Below are 23550 nucleotides of genomic sequence, written 5' to 3' on the forward strand. Positions count from 1 at the left end.
GATAAAAGGTGAGAAAAATGAAAAAAACGAAGACAATGGACGGAAATACAGCCGCAGCGTATATTTCCTATGCCTTTACTGAAGTAGCAGCGATTTATCCGATCACACCAAGTTCTACGATGGCAGAATTAGTCGATGAATGGGCAGAAACTGGCTTGAAAAATGTCTACGGACAAAAAGTCCAAGTAATTGAAATGCAATCAGAAGCTGGAGCCGCAGGTGTTGTTCATGGTTCATTAAAAACAGGTGCTCTAACAACAACCTATACAGCTTCACAAGGTTTGCTGTTGATGATTCCTAATATGTATAAAATAGCTGGTGAACTTTTACCAGGTGTTTTTCATGTAGCAGCAAGAGCGATCACGACAAGTGCTTTGAGTATTTTCGGGGACCATGGAGATGTTATGGCAACTCGTCAAACTGGTTTTTGTATGTTGGCCGAATCCAGTGTACAAGAAGTGATGGATCTTTCAGCAGTAGCACATTTAGCTAGTATCGAAGGTAGCTTACCTTTCGTTAATTTCTTTGATGGCTTTAGAACGAGTCACGAATTACAAAAAATCGAAGTATTGGATTATGCTGATTTAAAAGGGATGCTGGATCAAGATGCAGTGGACCGCTTTAGAAAAAGGGGGATGAACCCAAATCATCCAACAGTTTCAGGAACAGCTCAAAATCCAGACATTCATTTTCAACAAAGAGAAACAGTTAATGCCAATTACGAAGCAATGCCGAGAATCGTTCAAAAGTATATGAATCAAATCAATGAATTACGTGGTACGAATTATGATCTTACAGACTATTATGGTGCGGATGATGCAACAGAAGTCATTATTTCCATGGGATCAGCTTCACCAGTTATTCAACAAACGGTTGATTATTTAAATGAGCAAGGTCGCAGAGTTGGTCTGATCAATATCCATTTATACCGTCCATTTCCAACAGAAAACCTATTAGAAAAATTACCAAAAACAGTGGAAAAAGTTGCGGTTCTAGATAGAACAAAAGAAGCTGGAGCTGACGGAGAACCATTGCTTTTAGATGTTCAAAGCGCGTTATATCAACATGAAAATCGTCCGATCGTAATTGGTGGGCGTTATGGATTAGGCTCAAAAGATGTAACACCTAATCAAATCAAAGCGGTCTATGATCATCTATTATTACCATTTGCTGAATTGAAACAACGTTTTACAATCGGAATCGTAGATGATGTGACCTATCGCTCATTACCGCATGGCGAGGTGTTGGATTTAACCCCTAATTCAACATTCCAAGCAAAATTCTGGGGCTTTGGATCAGACGGAACAGTTGGTGCCAATAAACAGGCAATCAAGATTATCGGTGATAACACTGATTTATATGCTCAAGCTTATTTTAGTTATGATTCTAAGAAATCAGGCGGCTTGACTCTTTCTCATTTACGTTTTGGAGAAGAACCGATCACTTCAACTTATTTAGTAGAACAAGCAGATTTTATTGCCTGTCATAATGCTTCTTATATTCACAATTATGATTTATTAAAAGGCTTGAAAGACGGCGGGACGTTTTTATTGAATACTATTTGGGACAAGGAAAAAGTCTATCGATTACTTCCAGCGAAGCTAAAACAATACATTGCGCAACATAATATTCAATTTTATATTATCAATGCTGTTGAATTAGCTCGAGAAGTTGGGTTGGGTCGCAGAATCAATACGGTAATGTCCACTGCGTTTTTTGAAGTAACGGATATTATGACGCGAGAAGAATACATGCCTTTACTAAAAGCAGAAGTTCAAAAAACATATGGCAAAAAATCAAAAGAGATTGTCAATAAAAACTACCAAGCAATTGATAGAACCTTTGATTCACTTCAAAAAATCGAAGTACCATCAGAATGGGCAACGATCGTCATTGAACCTGAGAAAAAAGATCTAACCTTGCCTAAGTATGTTACGAATATTCTACAGCCAATCAATCGCCAAGAAGGGAACGACTTAACGGTTGGTGATTTAATCGACAATGGCATGAAAACAGGTGAAATGCCAATGGGCACAGCGGCCTATGAAAAACGTGGGATTGCTTTAGAAGTGCCAGAATGGCAGATGGATAAATGTACCATGTGTAATGAATGTGCTTTTGTTTGTCCACATGCAGCGATTCGTCCATTTTTAGCAGATGAAGCTGAGATGGAAGAAGCACCAGAAGGATTTGTTGCTAGAGAAATGCGCGGTGCTGACGGTTTGATGTATCGGATTCAAGTCTCTTTAGAAGATTGTACAGGTTGTGGTTTGTGTGTTCAAGCCTGCCCTGTCAAAGAAAAAGCCATTCTTATGAAACCTTATGAAGAACAAAAAGAGCAAGCAATCAACTGGGCCTTTGCAATGACCTTGCAGCAAAAAGAAAACCCAGTTAGAAAATTATCAGTCAAAGGCTCTCAATTTAATCAGCCATTGATGGAATTTTCAGGAGCGTGTGAAGGGTGTGGCGAAACACCGTATATCAAACTATTAACACAGCTATTTGGGGATCGTATGATGATGGCCAATGCAACAGGTTGTTCTTCTATTTGGGGTGGCTCCTCTCCTGTAACACCTTATACGACCAATGAATGCGGTCAAGGTCCTGCTTGGAGTAATTCACTGTTTGAAGATAATGCTGAATACGGCTACGGCATGTATGTAGCCAATAAAACAAAACGGCAATATTTAGCGGATCAAGTGCAAGAAGCAGTCGATAAAAAACTAGGAACAGAGGAGCTTCATGCTTTAATGGAAGATTGGTTAGAGCATTATTTGGAAGGTGAAGGAACACAGCAACGAGCAACGAAACTAGCTGCTGCTTTGAGTGAGGAATATCAAACAGATCCACTTTTGGAACAAATCTATCAACAAAGTGATTTACTTGTAAAAACCAGTCAATGGATTGTTGGTGGTGATGGTTGGGCTTATGATATTGGTTTTAGTGGAATCGATCATGTTTTAGCGAGTGGAGCCGACGTCAATATTTTTGTCATGGATAATGAAGTTTATGCAAATACAGGTGGTCAAACATCTAAAGCAACACCAGCTGCTGCTATCGCAAAATTCTCTGCTGGGGGAAAACAAACATCTAAAAAAGATCTAGGCATGATGGCGATGACTTACGGAAATGTTTATGTTGCTCAAATTGCATTGGGTGCTAATTCAATGCAGACAATCAAAGCCATTGATGAAGCGGAACGCTATCCAGGACCATCATTGATTATTGGCTACACACCTTGTATCAACCATGGTGTTAAAGGTGGAATGATCGAAACATTGGCATTAGCAAAAGAAGCTGTTGAGTCAGGTTATTGGCAATTGTATCGTTATAATCCACAACTTATTGAAAAAGGTAAAGATCCTATGGTCATTGACTACAAAAAAGCTGATTTCTCTAAAATACGTGATTTCCTTGAAAAACAAACTCGTTTCTCTGCACTTCATACAATCAAAGACAATCAAGAAGTTGTAGAAGATCTTTTAACGAAAACAAAAGATGATGCAGAAGACCGTTCTGAAAATTATGTTAAATTAGTGAGTCAGATAAAGAAATAAAAATAGGGTCGGACAAATGACCTTAGCAGGTAAAATGTCAGAGTTTCAAAAAGCTAATGGAATCGAAATACAGTCTGTTTTTTAGGCGCTTATTAAAATCAGGAGTATGAAACAAAACTAATTTTTAGTTTTGTTTCATACTCCTTTTTATATAATACTAAAAATAGATAGGATGATAGAAACCAGCTAACTACATAGGATTGATAAAGTAATCAGGTAGTAGAAGATAAATAAATCATTTAACCAAAAAACTAAATTTAGTTCAATTTACTGATTGATAACGCTATCATTTCTGATATTATAATAAGTAAAGAGGTCTGACTTGTTGGTGAGGAGGACAGAGAATTATGGAAGAAAAAGTATATTTGCCAAATATCAAAGTACACGCTGGAGAAATAGCCAGCAAAGTGATTGTTTGTGGTGATCCAGGGCGTGCTAAACAGATTGCAGAGCTATTGGATGACGCACAAGAGCTATCATTTGCAAGAGAATATCGGATTTTTAATGGGGTTTATCATGGAACTAACGTGACAATTGCCAGTCATGGAGCAGGTTGCCCAGATGCAGTAGTTTCTTTTGAAGAGTTGATTAAAGCGGAAGCAAAAGAAATCATTCGTGTCGGAACAGCTAGTTCATATGTAGAGGAATTACCACCAGGTAGTTTGATTGTTGCAGATTCGGCAGTTCACGAAGACGGTTTAACTTACCAATTGGTTCCTAGAGGAATGCCGGCTGTTGGGGATCTTTCTTTAGTACAGAAAGTAGAAAAAAATGCTGCAACGAAAGATATTCGCTTTAAAAGAGGTACGATTTTTACCTTAGATGTTTTTTATTCAGGAGCAGTGGCATTTCCTCATATGGAATACAAAGCAGCAGGAGCATTGGGAGCTGAAATGGAGCTTGCATCATTGTATATCATTGCACGGATGCGTGGAGTAGCAGCGGCAGGGATCTTTGCTTTAGATGGTTATGCGTTTTCTGATATGATTGACTATAATCCTCATACCGAAGTTGTTGGAAAAGTAGTAGAGGCTGAAATTACGATTGCCTTAGAAGCTTTATGTGATGAATAATTGATTTCAACTCATTATTATTTCTGAATATGCTATAATTTATAGACAATTATTCAGGAGGATCTAATGACAAATTTTAAAATTAAAAAACAAACATTAGCGCAAGCGACGTATCAAAAATTAAAAACATTAATAGAAAGTAAAGAGTTATCGGAAGGGAAAAAGCTTTCCTCAGAGTTAAATCTGTCTAAAATGCTAGATGTAAGCAGACCTATTTTAAGAGAAGCTTTATTACGATTAGAGACGGAAGGTTACATTGTGAGAAAACATGGTGCTGGTACTTTCGTATTAGACAGTAAACCAAATTTACGCTCAGGATTAGAAAAACTTGATAGTATTACTGAATTTGTGACAGAACGCGATTATCAAATTGGTACAAAAATTACAGAAACGTTGCGTGCAGTTCAAGACCAAAAGATTGCTTCTGATTTATTATTGGAAACTGATCAAAAATTGGTTTATTTTCAGCGAGTCCGCACAGCAGACGGTGTTGCCTTTTCAATTGATAATGTGTATATTCCGGAAAAATATTTAGATGAACAATTATTAGAAGTTCAATCAAAAGAATCGATGTTGGAATATTTTGATCATGTTTTACAGCATAAAATCAAGAAGTCCGATTGTTTGTTTTATGCTGAAAATGCTAACCAAAAAACCGCAAAACAGCTGGAAATTGAAGAAAATCAAGCAGTTCAAATAATGGAACAAACCTTCTTTAATACCTTGAATCAGCCGGTTTTTTATTGTAAAACGACCGTTTCAAATACTATCTTACAGTTTTATTTTGTTCGTAACCGATAATTTAAAGAGGATTATCAATGAAAACACCACTTAAAAAAGTTGTATTAGAAACAGCTTTAACGGCTTATGAAAATGGGTTAATGGCAGGAACCAGCGGCAACTTCAGTGCGATTGATCGAGAAGCTGGAGTGATGGTGATCACGCCAAGCAGTATTCCTTATAGAGAACTTCAGGAAGATGATATGAGTGTCATTGATCTGGAAGGATTACTGATTTCAGGAATGAAACCGTCTTCAGAATGGCAAATGCATATAGAAATCTATCGAACTTCACAACAAACAGGGGCAATTGCCCACACCCATTCTCCTTTTGCAACGGCATTCGCTGTATTGAATGAAGTTATTTCAACGGTTTTGATTGAAATGGCTCTGTTGGGAGGCGCAATTCCTGTGGCACCCTTTGCAATGCCTGGTTCAATTGAATTAGGGGTTGCCGTAGCGGAAACATTGAATAAATATGAAGTAAATGCTTGTCTGTTGGAAAGCCATGGTGCATTAGCCATTGGAACAACGATGGCACAGGCCTATTCAAATGCTGTCTATTTAGAAGATGTTGCTAAGATTTATCATTATGCGCGGACTGTGGGTCAGCCGAAAATTGTGAAAGAAACAGCCATTAATCAAATGTTGGCTAGTATAAAGGGGTAGATAGCATGTTGCAAGTAGAATCAGTCCGTTATTTAAAAGAAGAGAACCAAATTATTATTTTAGATCAAACCTTATTACTAATAAAACAAGAATATCTAACTATCTCAACAATCTTGTTAGCGATCATTCGCACCAAAGTGTAGCGCAATTAAAAGTGCAATTGATAGAAGAAGCTGATTTAATTAAAAAAGAAGATGCTCAAATGTGTAAACAAATTGGGGAACATGCGCTAACTTTATTGGAGGATGGCCAAACGGTTCTAACGCATTGTAATGCTGGGGTCATTGCAACGGCGCAATATGGAACCGCTTTAGCTCCGGTTTATTTAGCGAAAGAACGTGGTATGACACTGCGAGTCTATGCTGACGAAACACGGTCACTGCTACAAGGAGCACGTTTGATTACTTGGGAATTGATGAAAGTCGGGATCGATGTCACATTGATTACCGATAATATGGCGGCGATGGTCATGCAGCAAGGGAAAATCGATGCAGTTATTGTTGGGTGTGACCGGATTGCGGCCAACGGGGATGTGGCGAATAAAATTGGAACATACGGTGTTGCTGTTTTAGCTGAAAAACATGGGATTCCATTTTACGTTGTAGGTCCAACTTCAACAATTGATATGGACACTAAAACAGGTTCAGAGATTCCAATCGAAGAGCGTGAAGCAATAGAAATTACCAACGGTTTTGGCAAACAAACGCGCCAGATGGTGTAAAAGTCTATAATCCAGCATTTGACGTTACGCCACATGAATTAATTACAGCGATCATTACTGAAAAAGGGGTTATCGAGCGGCCTGATGAAGCTAAAATGCGGGCTATGTTTGGTGAATAAAAGGAGTTAGAGAAGATGACAATATATTTATTGATCAATATACTTGGTGTATTACTATTTATGGGGATTGCTTGGTTATTTTCAAAAGATCGCAAAACAATTTATTGGCGGTCTATTATTGTGTTAGTGTTGCTAAATATTTTTCTAGCCTAGTTTTTGACCTCATTTTCGGCTGGACGTTTTGCCATTGAAAAAGTCGCTGATGGTTTTAATTGATTGATCGAAACCTCATTTTCTGGTATCGGTTTTGCTTTCTCTAGTATGGTGAATGTCAAAAATATGGATGTTGTTGTTAGCGCCTTGATGCCGATTTTATTAGTGGTGCCCCTATTTGATATTTTAACGTATATTGGGGTCCTGCCATTTATCATTAAATGGCTAGGAAAAGGATTGTCTAAACTGACAGGACAACCAAAATTTGAATCTTTCTTTGCAGTTGAGATGATGTTTTTAGGAAACACAGAAGCTTTAGCCGTTTCTAGTGGTCAATTAAAACGGTTGAAAAGTGCGCGAATTCTGACAATCTCAATGATGTCGATGAGCTGTGTCTCTGCAGCGGTGATTGTTGTCTATCTTCAAATGTTGCCAGCCCAATTTGTGTTGACCGCTATTCCGCTAAATATTATCAATGCAATGATCGTAACAAGTGTCTTAAATCCAGTCACGATTACAGAAGAAGAAGATACGATTTATAAAATCGAAAAAACAGATCGTGAACCATTTTTCTCATTTTAGGAATTCTATTTTGGAAGCAGGGAAACTGATTTTGATCATTAAAGCGATGATTATTTCATTCGTGGCTTTAGCAGCGTTGATTGATAAAGTTTCAGCTCTATTTCCAGGAGGTCTATCTTTAAGTAAAATTTTAGGAGTGTTTATGACGCCCTTTGCATTTATTTTAGGTTTACCTTTGGACGAAGCCTTTGAAGCAGCTCAATTTATGGGGACAAAATTAGTTACAAATGAGTTTGTAGCAATGGGGGAATTGAATCCGCAGTAAGCATCTTTAAGCAAACATATGGCTGCTGTATTAAGCACATTTTTAGTGTCATTTGCGAATTTTTCTACGATAGTTATGATTTTAGGGTGTCTAAATGGTATCTTAAAGAAAGAGGTTTCAGATGAAGTATCAAAAAATGTTCCTTATATGTTATTATCAAGAGTGTTAGTGTCATTATTAAGTGCAGGTATGGTCGGTTTGTTTAGTTGGTAACAGTGTTTTGTTGATTAGAAATAGTATGATAAAAAAAAATCGTACTTGCATGTGAATCTGAATAATAAGGAGAGTTTATATGTTTCAATGGAAAAAACTTAGCAAAGCAGACCTAAAACGTGAAATTTTGGCTGGAACAACGTCATTTTTCGCCATTTCTTACATCATAATGGTAAATACAGTGATATTAGCAGAGGCAGGTATGCCAAAAGAATTGACAGTCTTTGGGACGATCTTTATTTCGATTATCGGATCGATTTTGATGGGATTCATTGCAGATGCACCAATCGTTTTAACAACGGGAATGGGTGTGAATTCTTTCTTTACCTACACCTTGGTTCTGTCTTTAGGCTTGACTTGGCAACAAGCTCTAGCCGTTAGTTTTTGTGCTGGTATCGTCTATCTACTGGTGGCTTTCACGAAGTTAAGCAAGCTGTTTGCAGAAGTTGTTCCTGAAACGTTAAAAACTGGGATTACTGTGGGGATTGGTTTTTTTCTGGTGCTGATTGGGTTAGAAAAAGGGCATCTTATTGTTCGAGGTGAACATACATTTACTCAATTAGCGTCATTAAGTGATAGTTTGACATTACTAACCTTGTTTTCGTTGGTTTTAACTGTTTGTCTTTTTTTAAAAGGGATTCAAGGTAGTTTTTTCATTGGGATTGTTGTGGTGACGATCATTGCCAATCTCATGGGTTTAGTGAATTCAACCGAGCATTTTTCATTGAGTTGTTTAAAGAGTTATACTCAAATTTTTTCAAAGTTAGATTTTAGCACATTCTTTTCTAAAAGCTTTTTACTAGGCGTGTTTGCTTTATCAATGATTTTGATCTTTGAATCGATGGGATTACTGAAAGGCTTGATGCCTGAAGCCGACGAAAAAAAATATTTACGAGCGTATCGTGTGACAGGATTTATTACACTGTTATCTGGTATCTTTGGCACAAGTCCAACTGTAGCGGCGGCGGAAAGTGCTACTGGGATCGAAGAAGGTGGTAAAACTGGAATCACGTCAATTACCAGTGGTGTTTGTTTCTTCTTAGCATTATTAGCGTTACCATTTCTTTCTTATATTCCTGACTCAGCACTGGCGCCGGCAATCATTATAACGGGGTTCTTGATGATTCAACAAATCAAAACACTGCATTTTGACGATTTTAGTGATTATTTTCCAGCGATGTTGATGATTGTCTTGATTCCCTTTACGATGAACATTTCTGACGGAATGGCCTTTGGGTTTGTTGCGTATCCTTTAACAAAATGGGTTGCTGGTAAAAAATCAGAACTTTCATTGCCAATGTGGCTGATTTCAGGTTTATTCTTGATGTATTTGATTGTTAATGTATTAATCTAAACTAGAAACTTGAGGCTGTGACAGAAGTGTTTAACCCCGAGAAATAGGAGGGAATTCACGAAAATTGCTCTTCAAATTTTTGTGAATTTCAGCTTATTTCCAAAGGGGTTGCTTCTGCTCCCACCGTTTATTCGCATTTAGGGTGTGAAATAAAAGTGCTTTTTACTTTTGTCCCACACCCAAGTTTTTTATCCAATAATAATTTTTTCAGAAGGATACTCATACCCAATATCCCGAGTTTCTTTTGGTACAAACAACATTAAAGTATACAACATACCAATACGCCCAATAAACATCAATAGTGCAATCATTAGCTTACCAACAGTTGTTAAATCCGAAGTGATACCTAAAGACAAACCAGTTGTACCAAAAGCTGAAGCCACTTCCACAATAATGGCGATCAGTGGATGGTCTTCGGTTGCTGTTAAAAATAAAACAGCAAAGAAACACATGATCAAGGAAAGCATAAAAACAACGATTGATTTTTTTACATCATCATCATCGATCCGCCGACCAAAAACATTGATCTTATCTTCGCTCTTTAAAAAGGCATATAAATATAAGCCAATGATAGCAACGGTTGTTGTTCGGATACCCCCACCGACAGAACTAGGACTACAGCCAATGAACATCAATAGAGAAAAAACAATTAAGGTTGTTACCTGAAAGTCGCCTAAATCATTGATCTGCAAGCCTGCATTTCGTGTAGTCATAGAATAGAACATCGAAGTAATCCATCGCTGAATCTCACCCATTCCGACAAATAAATGATCTTTCTCCAATAAATAAATCAAAATCGTTCCACCGACAAATAAAATCACAAAGGCTAAAACGGCAATTTTGCTAAATAACGAGAAGCGGAAAGGGAGACCGCGTTTTTTCTTTTTAAAGAAAAGCCATTCACGAAATTCCATCAATACTGGAAACCCAATCCCACCGACAAAAATCAAGAACATGATCACGAGTAAAAAAAGATAATCGTGGGCAAACGGAATAATCGAATCACCAGTCACATCAAATCCAGAGTTGGTCACAGCTGAGATCGACTGATAAAATCCAAAGAAAATTGCTTTTGACCAGGTTTTATAATAGCCTGAAAAATAGAAATAAATTGAGAAAAATGTTCCAAAAATCACCTGAAACCATAAAATGATTGTAAATGTGATCCGAATCAAACGAACGATTCCACTCAGTTTTGGCTGATTCATATCGGTCATGATCAATTGTCGCTGTTTTAAAGAAATCCTCCGTTTGGATAGAATGATAAAGGCTGTAGAAATCATCATGATCCCTAAACCACCGATCTGAAAGAGGACTTCGAGTAAGATCACGCCACGATCATTAAAAACAGAATTAATATCGAAGGTAGACAAACCAGTAACACTAACGGTACTGATCGCCATAAAAAGCATATCAATAAAACGAACATGAGAATTTGGTTCTCTAAAAAACGGTAAACAAAATAATAAATAAGAAACGACTGTCATAATAATATAATAAGAAACAATTATCTGAATAGATGAAAAATGAGTAGAAATAAAACGCCTTCCCTTGCGTTGCGCCAGCCATAAAAGCCGAAATCGATTCATAATGGACCTCCTGAACATCGTTAAAACAAGTATAGCAGAAAATAAATGATGGGCAAACAAAGAATAAATACTTAGAAGAAATAAGAAATTGATTAAAAAAAGCCAGAATATTGCACAAATTAATCAGAACATGTTATTTTAATTGTGAGAGAAGTAACATTCATATGTTGATTCTTTTTAAAAAGGAGTGAAATCAATTTTTTTTCTGGTATTTACGCTTTTATCGAATGTGAATAGAATCACATTTGTGTGAAGGAGTTTAAAAAATTGTGTAATCAGGATTGTATGGATAAAAATTACTGAGGTGGGGAAAAAATGAAAAAAGTTATCATGAGTTTAGTATCATTAAGCTTATTTGCAGGAATCGCTGTAGGGTGTACGAGTGATCAAGACAAAACAGCTAAGAAAAGTAAAGAATCAAAAGAAAGCACAGAAGTAACTTCTGGTGCTTCAGCCAATGGCTATACAGATTTAAGTGAATTAGAAGACCAATACGATATCGTGATCATCGGCGCAGGTGGTGCTGGAATGACGGCAGCACTGCAAGCAAAAGAAGCAGGAATGAATCCGGCTATACTAGAAAAAATGCCTGTTGCTGGTGGAAACACGATCAAATCATCATCAGGTATGAACGCTTCTGAGACAAAATACCAAAAAGAAGAAGGCATCACAGACAGTAACGATAAATTCTTTGAAGAAACCTTAAAAGGCGGAAAAGGCACGAATGATAAAGAACTATTACGCTTTTTCGTAGACCATTCAGCAGATGCGATCGATTGGTTAGATACAAAAGGGATCGAGCTAAGCAACTTGACGATCACAGGCGGTATGAGCGAAAAACGTACTCATCGTCCAGCTGACGGATCAGCAATTGGCGGTTATCTGGTAGACGGACTAGTTCGCAATGTTAAAGAAGAAAAAATTCCACTTTTTGTGAATGCCAACGTAACTGAAATCACCGAAAAAGACGGACAAGTCAATGGTGTCAAAGTTAAACTGAACGATAAAGAAACCAAAGAAATCAAATCAAATGCTGTAATCGTAACAACTGGTGGGTTTGGTGCTAACAAAGAAATGCTAGAAAAATATGATCCAAAATTAAAAGATTACGTAACAACAAATCAAGAAGGAACAACAGGTGACGGGATCAAGATGATTGAAAAACTTGGTGGTGCCACAGTTGATATGAAAGAAATCCAAATTCATCCAACTGTTCAGCAAGATAAATCATTCTTGATCGGCGAAGTTGTTCGTGGTGAAGGAGCTATTTTAGCTTCGCAAGAGGGAACACGTTTTGTTAATGAGATGGATACTCGTGATAAAGTTTCCGCTGCAATCACTGCATTACCAGAAAAATCAGCATACTTAGTGTTCGATCAAGGTGTTCGTGAGCGTGCCAAAGCGATTGATTTTTATGATGAACAAGGCTTTGTTGTAGAAGGTGAAACGATTGAAGAACTAGCGAAAAAAATCGATATGCCTGAAGCAAAATTAAAAGAAACAATTGAGCAATGGAACAAAGAGGTCCAAGCAAAATCTGATACTCAATATAATCGTGCAACAGGTATGGATCATGATTTATCAACTGGACCTTATTACGCAATCAAAATCGCACCAGGAATCCATCATACAATGGGTGGTGTGAAAATCAATACGAAAACAGAAGTATTGAAAGAAGATGGCGCACCAATCAAAGGTTTGTATGCTGCTGGTGAAGTAACTGGTGGACTACATGGTGCAAACCGTATCGGCGGAAACGCTGTAGCGGATATTATCATCTTTGGTCGTCAATCAGGAACAGAAGCAGCGAGCTTTGCTTCAGCACAAAAATAAATAGTTTGATTAAGCTGACAGATATAACACTTATGTGTATCTGTCAGTTTTTTTATTAGTGATTGTGAGAGTGTATAAATAACGCTATACTATAAATAAAATCAGAATTCGGAGAAAAAATGAAAGAATTTACAATAGTAAAAATAAAAGAGCATCCTAAGTTTCTACCAGAAGCGGCTGAATGGTTTCATCAAAAATGGAAGATACCAATTGAAGCTTACATTCAAAGCATGGAAGAATGCATAAATTCAAATACTTCTGTTCCCCAATGGTATATTGTTTGTGATGACAAAAAAATTGTAGCAGGTATCGGAGTCATAGAAAATGATTTTCATGATCGAAAAGGTTTAACACCTAACATATGTGCTGTCTACGTTGAAGATTCTTATAGAAATCAAGGGCTAGCAGGAAACATGCTTCAATTCGTTTGCGATGATTTCAAAAACAAAGGCAACGATTATCTTTACCTTATAACGGATCATTCTACATTTTACGAAAGGTATGGTTGGGAATTTATATGTATGGTTCAAGGTGATGGAGAACTCACAAAGACTAGGATGTATAGGCGCAAATTATAAGTAAATAGTAGATGATTCTATAGGCATAACCTATTTCTTAAATGTTGATAGTGAAAATTAACGATAGCGGTTAAGTAAAGAAGCAGTTTTTCTTTGCTATTTTCGTTTACAGATATGGTTTCTTTTCAAAAACTAAGAAAGCAATTTTTCAAAAATACTGCTTTTTTATCAAAAATATAGTAAAATACGAGAGAAACTACACGAGAGGTGACGACAAAGGAATGGCACAATTATTTTTTAAATATGGCGCAATGAACAGTGGGAAAACCATTGAGATCTTAAAAGTAGCACATAACTATGAAGAACAGGACAAACCTGTTGTGATTATGACAAGCGGACTGGATACTAGAGATGGCGTTGGTGTCGTTTCAAGTCGTATCGGACTTAGAAGAGAAGCAATCCCGATTTTTAAAGAAACAAACGTTTATCAAGTGATCCAAGAGCTAGATTATAAACCCTATTGTATTTTGGTTGATGAATCTCAATTTTTAGGAAAACAACATGTGATCGAATTTGCTCGCGTGGTGGATGAATTGAATATTCCAGTCATGGCGTTTGGCTTGAAAAATGATTTTCGGAATGAACTATTTGAAGGTTCAAAATATTTGATGCTGTATGCAGACAAACTAGAAGAGCTAAAAACGATTTGCTGGTTCTGCCACAAGAAAGCAACAATGAATTTACACTATATTGATGGTCAACCAGTATATGAAGGGACTCAAGTGCAAATCGGCGGTAATGAAGCCTATTATCCTGTATGCCGTAATCACTATTTCCATCCACCAATCGATGGTGAACAAGTAACAAACAATGAATAAAGTAAAAAATGAAAAATAAAATAGACTTATTACTTAACTATAAAAGGAGCAACTAACTATGTACGATCAGTTACAATCAATTGAAGATCGCTATGAAGAGCTGGGCGAATTATTAAGCGATCCTGCAGTCATCAGTGATACGAAACGCTTTATGCAATTATCAAAAGAAGAAGCAAACACTCGTGAAACTGTCGATGTTTATCGCCGTTATAAACAAGTCGTCGAAGGGATCAGCGATACAGAAGAATTATTAGGTGAAAAACTAGATGCTGAGATGGCTGAAATGGCGAAAGAAGAACTTTCAGAACTAAAAAAAGAAAAAGAAGTGCTGGAAGAACGTATTAAAATACTACTATTGCCGACAGATCCAAATGATGACAAAAATATCATCATGGAAATCCGTGGTGCCGCAGGTGGCGATGAAGCAGCTTTATTTGCTGGTGACTTATTCGGTATGTATCAAAAGTATGCAGAATCCCAAGGGTGGAAGACAGATGTTATGGAGGCCAATATTACGGGGATCGGTGGCTATAAAGAAGTAATCATGATGATTTCTGGAGACAATGTCTTCTCTAAATTAAAATACGAAAGTGGTGCACATCGTGTTCAACGTGTCCCTTCAACAGAATCTCAAGGTCGGATCCATACCTCAACTGCAACAGTTGTTGTTTTACCGGAAGCGGAAGAAGTAGAATTAGATTTAGCCGATAAAGATATCCGTACAGATATTTACCATGCGAGTGGTGCTGGTGGTCAGCATGTCAATAAAACTGCTTCTGCTGTACGTTTGACTCACATTCCAACAGGGATTGCGGTTGCAATGCAAGATGAACGTTCTCAAATCAAAAACCGTGAGAAAGCTATGAAAATTTTACGTGCCAGAGTCTATGACCAAATGCAACAAGAAGCGCAAAGCGAATATGATGCAAATCGTAAATCTGCTGTAGGAACTGGAGACCGTTCAGAACGAATCCGTACCTATAACTTCCCACAAAATCGTGTGACGGATCACCGTATTGGGTTAACAATCCAAAAATTAGATCAAATTTTAGCTGGGAAATTAGATGAAATCGTTGATGCTTTAGTTTTATACGATCAAACATCAAAATTAGAAGAGATGCAAAATGGGTAACCGTTATTTTGAAGTCCTTGAACGGGCTTTTTCTTTTTTAGAAAAACAAGGGATAGAAGGATACAGTATTCTCTTTGTCTTTCTTGAAAGAAAAGGTTGGACTAAAACGGATTGGTTACTTCATTTAAAAGAAGAAATCTCACCAGAAGAGGAACAGCAAATTGCGGAAGATTTAAAGCAACTTGGGCAGAATTATCCGCCACAATATTTGTTAGGCTATAGTGATTTTTTCGAGCACCGGTTTTTAGTGAATGAGCATACCTTGATTCCTAGACCTGAAACAGAAGAACTAGTTGATCGTTGTCTAAAGGAAAATCTCAATCAGCCGTTAATTGTTGTGGATGTTGGAACTGGAACGGGCGCAATTGGAATCAGTTTAAAATTGGCTCGACCTGATTGGCAGGTAACAGCAATCGATATTTCTAAGGAAGCACTAAAAATAGCAGAACAAAATGCAGCACGTTTGGGAGCTACAGTTGATTTTATTCATGGTGATGGACTAAAACCAATCAAAGGGACCAAAATCGATATCTTGATTTCAAACCCTCCCTATATCAGTAATGCCGAATGGGATTTGATGGATAAAAGTGTTCGGACCTTTGAACCAAAAACGGCATTGTTTGCGGAAAACGACGGTTTAGCGATTTATCAACAGTTAGCTGAGGAAGCAAAAGATTGGCTAAATCCAAATGGTAAAATCTATTTAGAAATCGGTTTTCAGCAAGGGCAAGCTGTTAAACAGTTATTTCAGCAAGCCTTTGCGCACAAGCAAGTAGATATTGCTCAAGACTTATCTGGAAATGATCGAATGATCATCGTTTCATAAAAAGAGGAGGGATCAGCAAGTGAAAACAAAACAATTTACAGCAGATGAACTTGAGCAAGCGGCAACACTCATTCGCCAAGGTGAATTGATCGCTTTTCCCACTGAAACAGTCTATGGACTGGGTGCAAATGCATTGAATGAAGCTGCGGTAAAGCAAGTATATGCTGTTAAAGGACGTCCTAGTGATAACCCACTAATCGTTCACGTAAGTGATTTTGAAATGGTCAAACAATATGTAGCAGATTTTCCAGTGCAGACTAAAGCGTTAGTTGATACTTTTTGGCCGGGGCCATTGACGTTGATTTTTAATGTAAAACCAAATGCTTTTTCTACTACTGTAACTGGTGGGTTGAAGACCGTTGCTTTTCGGATGCCCAATAATGCTGAAACATTGAAGTTGATCAAAAGCGCAGGAGTGCCGTTAGTTGGACCCAGTGCCAATACTTCTGGTAAACCTAGTCCGACGACAGCTCAGCATGTTTATCATGATCTTCAAGGGAAAATAGCTGGTATAGTCGATGATGGCCCAACACAAATCGGTGTGGAGTCAACGGTATTAGATTTAACTGCGAAAAATGGTGTTCCAGTAATATTAAGGCCTGGTGCAATCACGAAAGAACGTTTAGAACAAGTTATTGGTCAGGTAATGATCGATCAGCACTTAATTAGCGAAAAAGAAGCACCTAAAGCGCCGGGAATGAAGTATAAGCATTATTCTCCAGATGTACCTGTGTGGATCGTAGACGGTGATCAGAAGGTGTTTAAAAAGGCCATCACTTGGGCCAAAAATAACAATCAGCGGATCGGGTTATTTGCAGATGAGCAAATAACGGCAACATTTTCAGCTGAAGTTGAGGCAGTCTTTTCTTTTGGCGAGCATTCAGTTGAACAGGCGACTAAATTGTTGTTTGCTGGACTTAGAAGTTTAGACGAACAAGCGATAGATGTGATTTTTGCTCAAGCTTTTCCTGAATCAGAGTTGGGAATTGCCTATATGAACCGATTAAAAAAGGCAGCAAATCAAAATATTTTAAAAAAAGATTCGATTTTCAAGTAGAGAGCATTTAATTATGATACAATCGATACAAACAAATGAAATGGAGGCTTGTTTAATGGATTATAAAACATTTGATTCTGATTTATGGGATGCAATTGCCAAAGAGAACGACCGTCAAGAAAATAACTTAGAGCTGATTGCATCGGAAAACGTTGTTTCTAAAGGAGTTATGGCAGCACAGGGAAGTATTCTTACTAATAAGTATGCTGAAGGCTATCCAGGCAAACGTTACTATGGTGGTTGCGAGTTTATCGATATCATTGAAAATTTAGCAATCGATCGTGCCAAATTATTATTCGGGGCAAAATTTGCTAATGTTCAGCCGCACTCAGGTTCACAAGCCAATTCGGCTGCTTATCTTTCGTTGATCGAACCAGGAGATACCGTTTTAGGGATGGATTTGTCTGCGGGAGGACATTTAACTCATGGTTCACCAGTTAATTTTAGTGGTAAAACATATAATTTTGTTAGTTATGGTGTTGATCCAACCACTGAAGTGATTGATTATAATGTTGTACGTATTTTAGCGCGCGAACATCAACCAAAGCTGATCGTTGCTGGGGCTAGTGCATATTCTCGGACAATCGATTTTGCCAAATTCCGTGAAATCGCAGATGAGGTTGGCGCTAAATTAATGGTAGATATGGCACATATTGCAGGTCTTGTAGCTGCTGGTTTACATCCTAATCCAGTACCATATGCTGATATCACGACATCTACGACACATAAAACATTACGCGGACCACGTGGCGGCCTTATTTTAACAAATGACGAAGAGCTAGCGAAAAAAATCAATAGCAATATATTCCCTGGTATTCAGGGCGGACCATTAGAACATGTAATTGCTGGTAAAGCAGTTGCGTTTAAAGAAGCATTAGATATTACGTTTAAAGAATACAGTGAACAAGTTATTGAAAATGCTAAAGCGATGACAAAGGTTTTCAATCAAACACCTGAGGCTCGTTTAGTGAGTGGCTCTACTGATAATCATTTATTATTGATCGATGTGAGTGGTTTTGGGTTAAATGGTAAAGAAGCAGAAGCGATTTTAGACAGTGTCAATATCACGGCTAATAAAAATTCAATTCCATTTGAACAACTTAGTCCATTCAAAACAAGTGGGATTCGTCTTGGAACACCTGCAATCACTACACGAGGATTTAAAGAAGATGATTGTGTAGAAGTAGCGAAATTGATCGTGAAAGTCTTAAATGACCACGAAAATGAAGCAATTTTAACAGAAGTCCGGACAGCTGTTAGCGAGCTAACAAAAAAATATCCACTTTATAAGTAAAAGTTTCGAGTGATTGACTAGTCAATCGCTCGATTTTGTTTTACAATAGGAAGGAATAAATTATTGAAGGAGAATGAGCATGGGAAAATTCCAAGTTATTGATCATCCACTGATCCAACACAAATTAACAATCATTAGAGATAAGGATTGTGGAACAAAGGTTTTTCGTGAAGTTGTGAATGAGATTGCAATGCTTATGGCTTATGAAGTTTCAAGAGATATGCCTTTAGAAGATGTTGTTATCGAGACACCAATCTGTAAAACAACACAAAAAACATTATCTGGTAAAAAGGTTGCAATCGTACCGATTTTACGCGCAGGTATTGGAATGGTAGATGGTATTTTGGAATTGATTCCAGCCGCAAAAGTTGGACATATCGGTTTATACCGTGATCATGATACATTAGAGCCAGTAGAGTATTTTGTAAAAATGCCTGAAGATATTGATGCACGTCAATTATTCGTGGTTGATCCAATGTTAGCAACTGGAGGATCAGCAATCATGGCGATTGATGCATTGAAAGCGCGCGGCGGCAGCAATATTAAATTCGTTTGTCTAGTAGCCGCTCCTGAAGGGATCAAAGCTTTACAAGAAGCTCATCCAGATATTGATATCTATACTGCAGCGTTAGATGAAAAATTAGACGAAAATGGTTATATTGTTCCTGGTTTGGGCGATGCTGGGGACCGTTTATTTGGAACGAAGTAATAGCAAAAGAACGGGTAAAAACAGGAAGATGTTTTTACCCGTTCTTTCTTCTAAAATAAAAAATCCATCCAGTAATTATGGATGGAAAAATCTATACTTTTTTAAGTTTTTTGTAATTGATGACGATCACACCATTACTTTTAACCATTAAATCGGTGTTATCAGAATTCTCATCAATTTCCACTACAGCAGAATTATTTAACTGTTTTGTGATAATTCCCGTTTGTAGCTGACCATGCATCAAGAAAGTGACCTGAGTATCAACAGTGAATAAATCCCCTTCTGAAGAAGGCTCAACAGGACGATTAAAGTTACCGAAATTAGACATTCAACAAAACTTCCTTTCTTAACTTATTTTATTATACCATAAATGAAGAAAAATTTCAGAAAACTACTTTTATTTAAAAAAAGGTACCGTTTTTCCTTTACAAAAGGTAGGTTTAGTCTTATAATTTTGAATATATTGCCAGCTTAGCTCAGTTGGTAGAGCAATGCACTCGTAACGCATAGGTCACAGGTTCGATCCCTGCAGCTGGCATAATGATAAAGCTTGACTCCTCAATGTTTTAGTCGTTGATGGGGCGGGCTTTTTTATTTTGTCCCTAAATATAGCTAAAAAATAAGTCGTTTTTGAAAATGCTCTAATTTTTTATTCTACGAATATAAAAAAACACCTTAGACCGTAATGCTGTGTTACGATTCTTTTGGTAAAAAAACGTAGATGAGGGATAAATGATGAAAAAACTGTACTACTATACAGGACTTTTATTTTTAGGATTTTTGTTGCTAGCTTCACCATCTGTGTTTGCTCAAGGAAATACTTCTAGTTCAGCAATAAAAACGTCAGATGATGGAAACGACTATGTTATTGTAGGAAAAGCTTTTCACGATATTTTCTCTGAACCAACTATGATAGATTTAAATCAAAATAAGACGGTCTACTTTCTACAAGAAATAATTGTAAATCAGGGCACGATGTCAAAATATTTAGCAAAATTTATTAACCAAGATGCGACAGGGATTTCTTGGTTTCAATTTACGTCCTACCCTACCGTTGCAAAGGGAAATGGCAAGCCAACCTATACAACTGATGGCATTAATTTTAGCGAAACACTTCCCGAATTAAGTGATTTACTAGGGTACAAGATGGAGCTTACTCAAAATATCGTTCATCCAGAAGATGAGACTAATTGGAATGCAGATTTGCTTATATCGTTTACTATGGCGCCAAAGAAAGCAACGATTCTAGAAAATGGTGCTTTAGGTCGGGACATAGTCCCTTTTAGTGGTGGTTATGACTCGGGAGGCTATGGCACATATAATGATTGGAGATTTGGTAGAGGCGTGAACTTTACGAACACTCCGATCTCAGCTGAAGCTGTCGAAGTTGTTTATGAAGACGAAAATGGAATGGAAATTCATGATCCTCAAGTGATTGAAGGGAATATTGGTGAGGAGTATAATGGAGGCACAGAGCAATATAGAGTAGAAATCCCTGGCTATACACTAAATCAAGATAATTTGCCTCAAAATACTATTGGGCATTTTACCGCTCAAAAACAAGTCGTAACCTATGTATATAGTAAGGATTCAGTAAAAGTAGCAGACGTGACAGTAAACTATCAAGATACAACCGGTCATAAGTTGACAGAGGATCTTGTCTTGTCAGGAATGCTTGGAGAGCAATATACCACGGAAAAAAAGAAGTTGAGGGATATGTTTTTCAAGAAGTGCAAGGAAACAAGAGTTGGTTGTTTACAGAAGAACCTCAGACTGTCAGCTATATCTACACAAAGACAACACCAAAAAATTCAACTATTACTATAAAATACGAAGATAGCACTGGGAATAAGTTAGCAGATGATATCTTTGAATCGGGAATAATTGGAGAACTTTATAAGACAGAGCAAAAAGAAATTGTTGGCTATACTTTTAAAAAGGTAATTGGACGTCCTGAGGGTGTATTTATGGATGAGAACCAAATTATTACGTATATTTACGAAAAAATGTAATACGAAATTTCAGTAATAAGACTAGCAATAGTGATAAACTAACGACACCAACTTCTACACCAACACTGACATCTACACTGCCACGTACCGGTGAGAATGATCGGAATTCAACTAATTTAGCCGTAATCGGAAGTCTATTAGCCGGATGTGTTGTTACAGTTTTATTAAGGACCAATAGAAAGAAATGGCAAGAATAATAAAGTCTTAGTTAGAGCACGGGTATTATTCAAAATTTCTTCTACAAGATACGCGTAATTTTTGTATATTTACAAAAAAGAGCCTAAACTGGTTATATAACTAAGTATATAGGAGGAATGCATCATGTCAGAAAAAATTGATAACATCACCAAATTAGCTAATGAAGCAAAAAAAGCAGTCGAACGTTTAGAAGACAAGCGTCAAGAAAATCTTGGAAACTCGATCAATTATATTGAAAATGAATTGCAGATCCAACGTTTATATGCACAAGTTGAAGCGTATGAAAAAGTATTAGATGTTCTAAAATAATCCGAGCAATCAAAATCTAACCAAATAGGTCAGACAAAACGATTTTAGTTTTGTCTGACCTGTTTTTTTATTTGGTTAAGGAATCAGTTGGCAGAATGATGACAGAATAATGGGAGTAACTTGAACGGAACGACATCACAAAATGATCTATTATAAGAAACGTAGTAACCACAAAGATTGGAGGGGAACCTGATCGAAAAAAAGCAAGAATGTAAATATACTGACACTGATGTGGATAGAATTGTTAGACAAAAGCTTGAACGCTGGAAGAAAAAAAATAAAGCCGAGATAACCGATTTTGAACAACATAAAAAAACTCTTTCGTCTTATAAACGGGCAGTGTCGATATTTTTAACACATGGTTTACCTTTTGATGCAGATGTTATGGATTGTGTCGTACATCAAAGTTTGGCAATTACTGAGAAAAATGCGCAAGCCATTGTTAATTATATTGCGTCTATTGGAAATCAAAAAAGCTCATTATTCAAATAAAAAACTATTTTATCGTCCAAGCATTGAAGACATAAAAAGCCATGGAAACGTGCAAGCATTTATCCACGTAAAAAGATTTGGAAAAGCAATTATGATCTATCAAAAAGACAATCAAGAGGAGAGAATCAATTATGGAAAAAGCAATTCATGGTAAAAATGTCAAATTAATGTTTCGTTTATTAAAGGAACGTGCCCACAAAAAAGCGGGATTATTAGCTTTAGAAATGAGTCATACGTATAACCGCGAAACAAACGTAGAAACACAAGCGACGAAAGACGGCAGTGTCGCAACTGGCGGTAGTATTGAGTCAAACATCGAAATGGAATTTTTAAAAACCAATACAGATGTTTTTAGTATGTTGGAATATGCCTATGAAAATGGGGAAGAGATCGAAGTTTGGCGTATCTTTTTTGATAATCCTGTAGAAGGGGCAAAACGTAAGTACAAAGCGCAATACGGTACAGGGATCTTAGGTAATTTTCCGGATGCGGCTGAAGCTGAAAGTAATGCATCTGTCTCAACCATGCTGAATCTAAACGGTTTATTAGTCAATGGAGAAGCAACAGTAGATGCTGAAAATGATGAGCTAGCTAAAGCATTCTTCTATGACACTGTAGTGGATGCTAAACCAGAAGAGCCTAAAGCAATTTATGAACCACAAACAACAAGTCCTGAACTACCAGCAAAATAATAAATGGGTCAACGATAACGATAAGAGACGAGACTACTTCAGTTTGGTCTCTCATCGTTTAAAAAACATATTGGAGGAAATACCATGGCAAAAAAAACAGTAAAAGCAGTAGTAACGATTGCAGAGAAAAAATATCCATTGATTTTTGGCTTTAAATTTTTAAATGACATCAATGCACTTCCCAAAGAATCAGAGCAAGTAGATAATTTGACATTACTGATCGGTGGCTTAATCGATGGTGATCCCAATGCATTAAAAACAGTTTTAATTGCTAGTTTAAGCACATATGGAGAGTTGGAAGAAAAAGATATTATTCATTATTTAGAAACAGCAGACGAGGTTGACGCATTGTTTGAAAATTTTATCGAGTTCTTAACATCAGCACCATTATTGAAAAAAAGAACGCTGAAGATCAAAACCTCGATCGAGCAAATGATGAAAACGGTCGAAGCACAAGCCAAAATCGGTTTGGAGCAAGCTATGACGAAATAGTTCTCAGCTGTTTTCGTTTTTTTCCAGGGATCAC

22 protein-coding genes, 1 tRNA gene and 2 pseudogenes are annotated in these 23550 nt (G+C 37.1%); 23 read left to right on the forward strand and 2 right to left on the reverse strand.

Annotated elements, in window-relative coordinates:
* The first annotated feature begins 17 nt into the window (after positions 1–17).
* From nifJ to A5819_RS12385, 8 genes and pseudogenes are all read left to right on the forward strand, one after another.
* Positions 18–3557 (forward strand): pyruvate:ferredoxin (flavodoxin) oxidoreductase, encoded by a 3540-nt coding sequence (gene nifJ / locus A5819_RS12355; protein ID WP_086279685.1) that lies wholly within the window; start codon positions 18–20, stop codon positions 3555–3557.
* Positions 3558–3904: 347 nt separating this feature from the next.
* Positions 3905–4630, forward strand: coding sequence for a hypothetical protein (locus A5819_RS12360; RefSeq protein ID WP_086279082.1), 726 nt, complete (start codon positions 3905–3907; stop codon positions 4628–4630).
* A gap of 66 nt (positions 4631–4696) precedes the next feature.
* The gene (locus A5819_RS12365) at positions 4697–5431 is read left to right on the forward strand and encodes a GntR family transcriptional regulator (protein WP_086279083.1); all 735 of its coding nucleotides are present in this window, start codon (positions 4697–4699) and stop codon (positions 5429–5431) included.
* 17 nt (positions 5432–5448) lie between these two features.
* Positions 5449–6078 carry a class II aldolase/adducin family protein gene (locus A5819_RS12370; protein WP_086279084.1) on the forward strand — a complete coding sequence of 210 codons (630 nt, stop codon included), beginning with the start codon at positions 5449–5451 and terminating at the stop codon, positions 6076–6078.
* A 5-nt stretch (positions 6079–6083) separates the two neighbouring features.
* Entirely contained in the window at positions 6084–6221 is a 138-nt protein-coding gene (locus A5819_RS19855; protein WP_176271420.1) for a hypothetical protein, read from the forward strand.
* An 11-nt stretch (positions 6222–6232) separates the two neighbouring features.
* Positions 6233–6918, forward strand: a pseudogene (mtnA, locus tag A5819_RS12375) (S-methyl-5-thioribose-1-phosphate isomerase).
* 15 nt (positions 6919–6933) lie between these two features.
* A pseudogene (locus A5819_RS12380) lies at positions 6934–8131 on the forward strand (NupC/NupG family nucleoside CNT transporter).
* A gap of 79 nt (positions 8132–8210) precedes the next feature.
* Complete coding sequence (locus A5819_RS12385; RefSeq protein ID WP_086279085.1) at positions 8211–9485, forward strand: NCS2 family permease; 1275 nt, start codon at positions 8211–8213, stop codon at positions 9483–9485.
* A 188-nt stretch (positions 9486–9673) separates the two neighbouring features.
* Here A5819_RS12385 and A5819_RS12390 read toward each other — a convergent pair whose 3' ends face one another.
* Positions 9674–11074: a TrkH family potassium uptake protein gene (locus A5819_RS12390; RefSeq protein WP_086279086.1), complete on the reverse strand. Its 1401-nt coding sequence runs from the start codon at positions 11072–11074 to the stop codon at positions 9674–9676.
* 315 nt (positions 11075–11389) lie between these two features.
* Here A5819_RS12390 and A5819_RS12395 point away from each other — a divergent pair, with 315 nt between their 5' ends.
* From A5819_RS12395 to upp, 8 genes are all read left to right on the forward strand, one after another.
* Entirely contained in the window at positions 11390–12907 is a 1518-nt protein-coding gene (locus A5819_RS12395; protein ID WP_086279087.1) for a flavocytochrome c, read from the forward strand.
* Positions 12908–13026: 119 nt separating this feature from the next.
* Positions 13027–13485 (forward strand): GNAT family N-acetyltransferase, encoded by a 459-nt coding sequence (locus A5819_RS12400; protein ID WP_086279088.1) that lies wholly within the window; start codon positions 13027–13029, stop codon positions 13483–13485.
* 221 nt (positions 13486–13706) lie between these two features.
* Positions 13707–14303, forward strand: coding sequence for a thymidine kinase (locus tag A5819_RS12405; protein ID WP_086279089.1), 597 nt, complete (start codon positions 13707–13709; stop codon positions 14301–14303).
* A gap of 58 nt (positions 14304–14361) precedes the next feature.
* Positions 14362–15435, forward strand: a complete 1074-nt coding sequence (gene prfA, locus A5819_RS12410) for a peptide chain release factor 1 (protein ID WP_086279090.1) — start codon at positions 14362–14364, stop codon at positions 15433–15435.
* On the forward strand, positions 15428–16261 hold the full coding sequence (prmC, locus tag A5819_RS12415; RefSeq protein ID WP_086279091.1) for a peptide chain release factor N(5)-glutamine methyltransferase: 834 nt from the start codon (positions 15428–15430) through the stop codon (positions 16259–16261). The genes prfA and prmC overlap by 8 nt, the downstream gene beginning before the upstream one ends.
* Positions 16262–16280: 19 nt before the next feature.
* A complete protein-coding gene (locus A5819_RS12420; protein WP_086279092.1) occupies positions 16281–17318 on the forward strand; it encodes an L-threonylcarbamoyladenylate synthase in 1038 nt (345 codons plus the stop codon).
* Positions 17319–17373: 55 nt separating this feature from the next.
* Entirely contained in the window at positions 17374–18612 is a 1239-nt protein-coding gene (gene glyA / locus A5819_RS12425; protein ID WP_086279093.1) for a serine hydroxymethyltransferase, read from the forward strand.
* Between the two features lie 79 nt (positions 18613–18691).
* Positions 18692–19321: a uracil phosphoribosyltransferase gene (gene upp / locus A5819_RS12430; protein WP_086279094.1), complete on the forward strand. Its 630-nt coding sequence runs from the start codon at positions 18692–18694 to the stop codon at positions 19319–19321.
* A 91-nt stretch (positions 19322–19412) separates the two neighbouring features.
* On the opposite strand, the gene A5819_RS12435 is transcribed toward upp, so the two are convergent.
* The gene (locus A5819_RS12435; RefSeq protein WP_086279095.1) at positions 19413–19649 is read right to left on the reverse strand and encodes a hypothetical protein; all 237 of its coding nucleotides are present in this window, start codon (positions 19647–19649) and stop codon (positions 19413–19415) included.
* A 137-nt stretch (positions 19650–19786) separates the two neighbouring features.
* Between A5819_RS12435 and A5819_RS12440 the strand changes: the two genes are divergently transcribed.
* The 7 genes from A5819_RS12440 to A5819_RS12470 all read left to right on the forward strand — a co-directional run bounded on the left by A5819_RS12440 (position 19787) and on the right by A5819_RS12470 (position 23516).
* A tRNA-Thr gene (locus tag A5819_RS12440) sits at positions 19787–19859 on the forward strand.
* A 194-nt stretch (positions 19860–20053) separates the two neighbouring features.
* On the forward strand, positions 20054–21148 hold the full coding sequence (locus A5819_RS20115; RefSeq protein WP_369596907.1) for a MucBP domain-containing protein: 1095 nt from the start codon (positions 20054–20056) through the stop codon (positions 21146–21148).
* Positions 21052–21333, forward strand: a complete 282-nt coding sequence (locus A5819_RS19865) for a MucBP domain-containing protein (protein ID WP_254907312.1) — start codon at positions 21052–21054, stop codon at positions 21331–21333. The genes A5819_RS20115 and A5819_RS19865 overlap by 97 nt, the downstream gene beginning before the upstream one ends.
* A gap of 321 nt (positions 21334–21654) precedes the next feature.
* Positions 21655–21840 (forward strand): hypothetical protein, encoded by a 186-nt coding sequence (locus A5819_RS12450; RefSeq protein ID WP_086279096.1) that lies wholly within the window; start codon positions 21655–21657, stop codon positions 21838–21840.
* 231 nt (positions 21841–22071) lie between these two features.
* Entirely contained in the window at positions 22072–22332 is a 261-nt protein-coding gene (locus A5819_RS12455) for a hypothetical protein (protein WP_139843300.1), read from the forward strand.
* Between the two features lie 131 nt (positions 22333–22463).
* Entirely contained in the window at positions 22464–23024 is a 561-nt protein-coding gene (locus A5819_RS12465) for a phage major tail protein, TP901-1 family (RefSeq protein WP_254907268.1), read from the forward strand.
* A gap of 84 nt (positions 23025–23108) precedes the next feature.
* Positions 23109–23516 (forward strand): tail assembly chaperone, encoded by a 408-nt coding sequence (locus tag A5819_RS12470; RefSeq protein ID WP_086279099.1) that lies wholly within the window; start codon positions 23109–23111, stop codon positions 23514–23516.
* Positions 23517–23550 lie beyond the last annotated feature (34 nt).

The sequence above is a fragment of the Enterococcus sp. 7E2_DIV0204 genome, assembly GCF_002140855.1.
Classification (GTDB): domain Bacteria; phylum Bacillota; class Bacilli; order Lactobacillales; family Enterococcaceae; genus Enterococcus_L; species Enterococcus_L lemimoniae.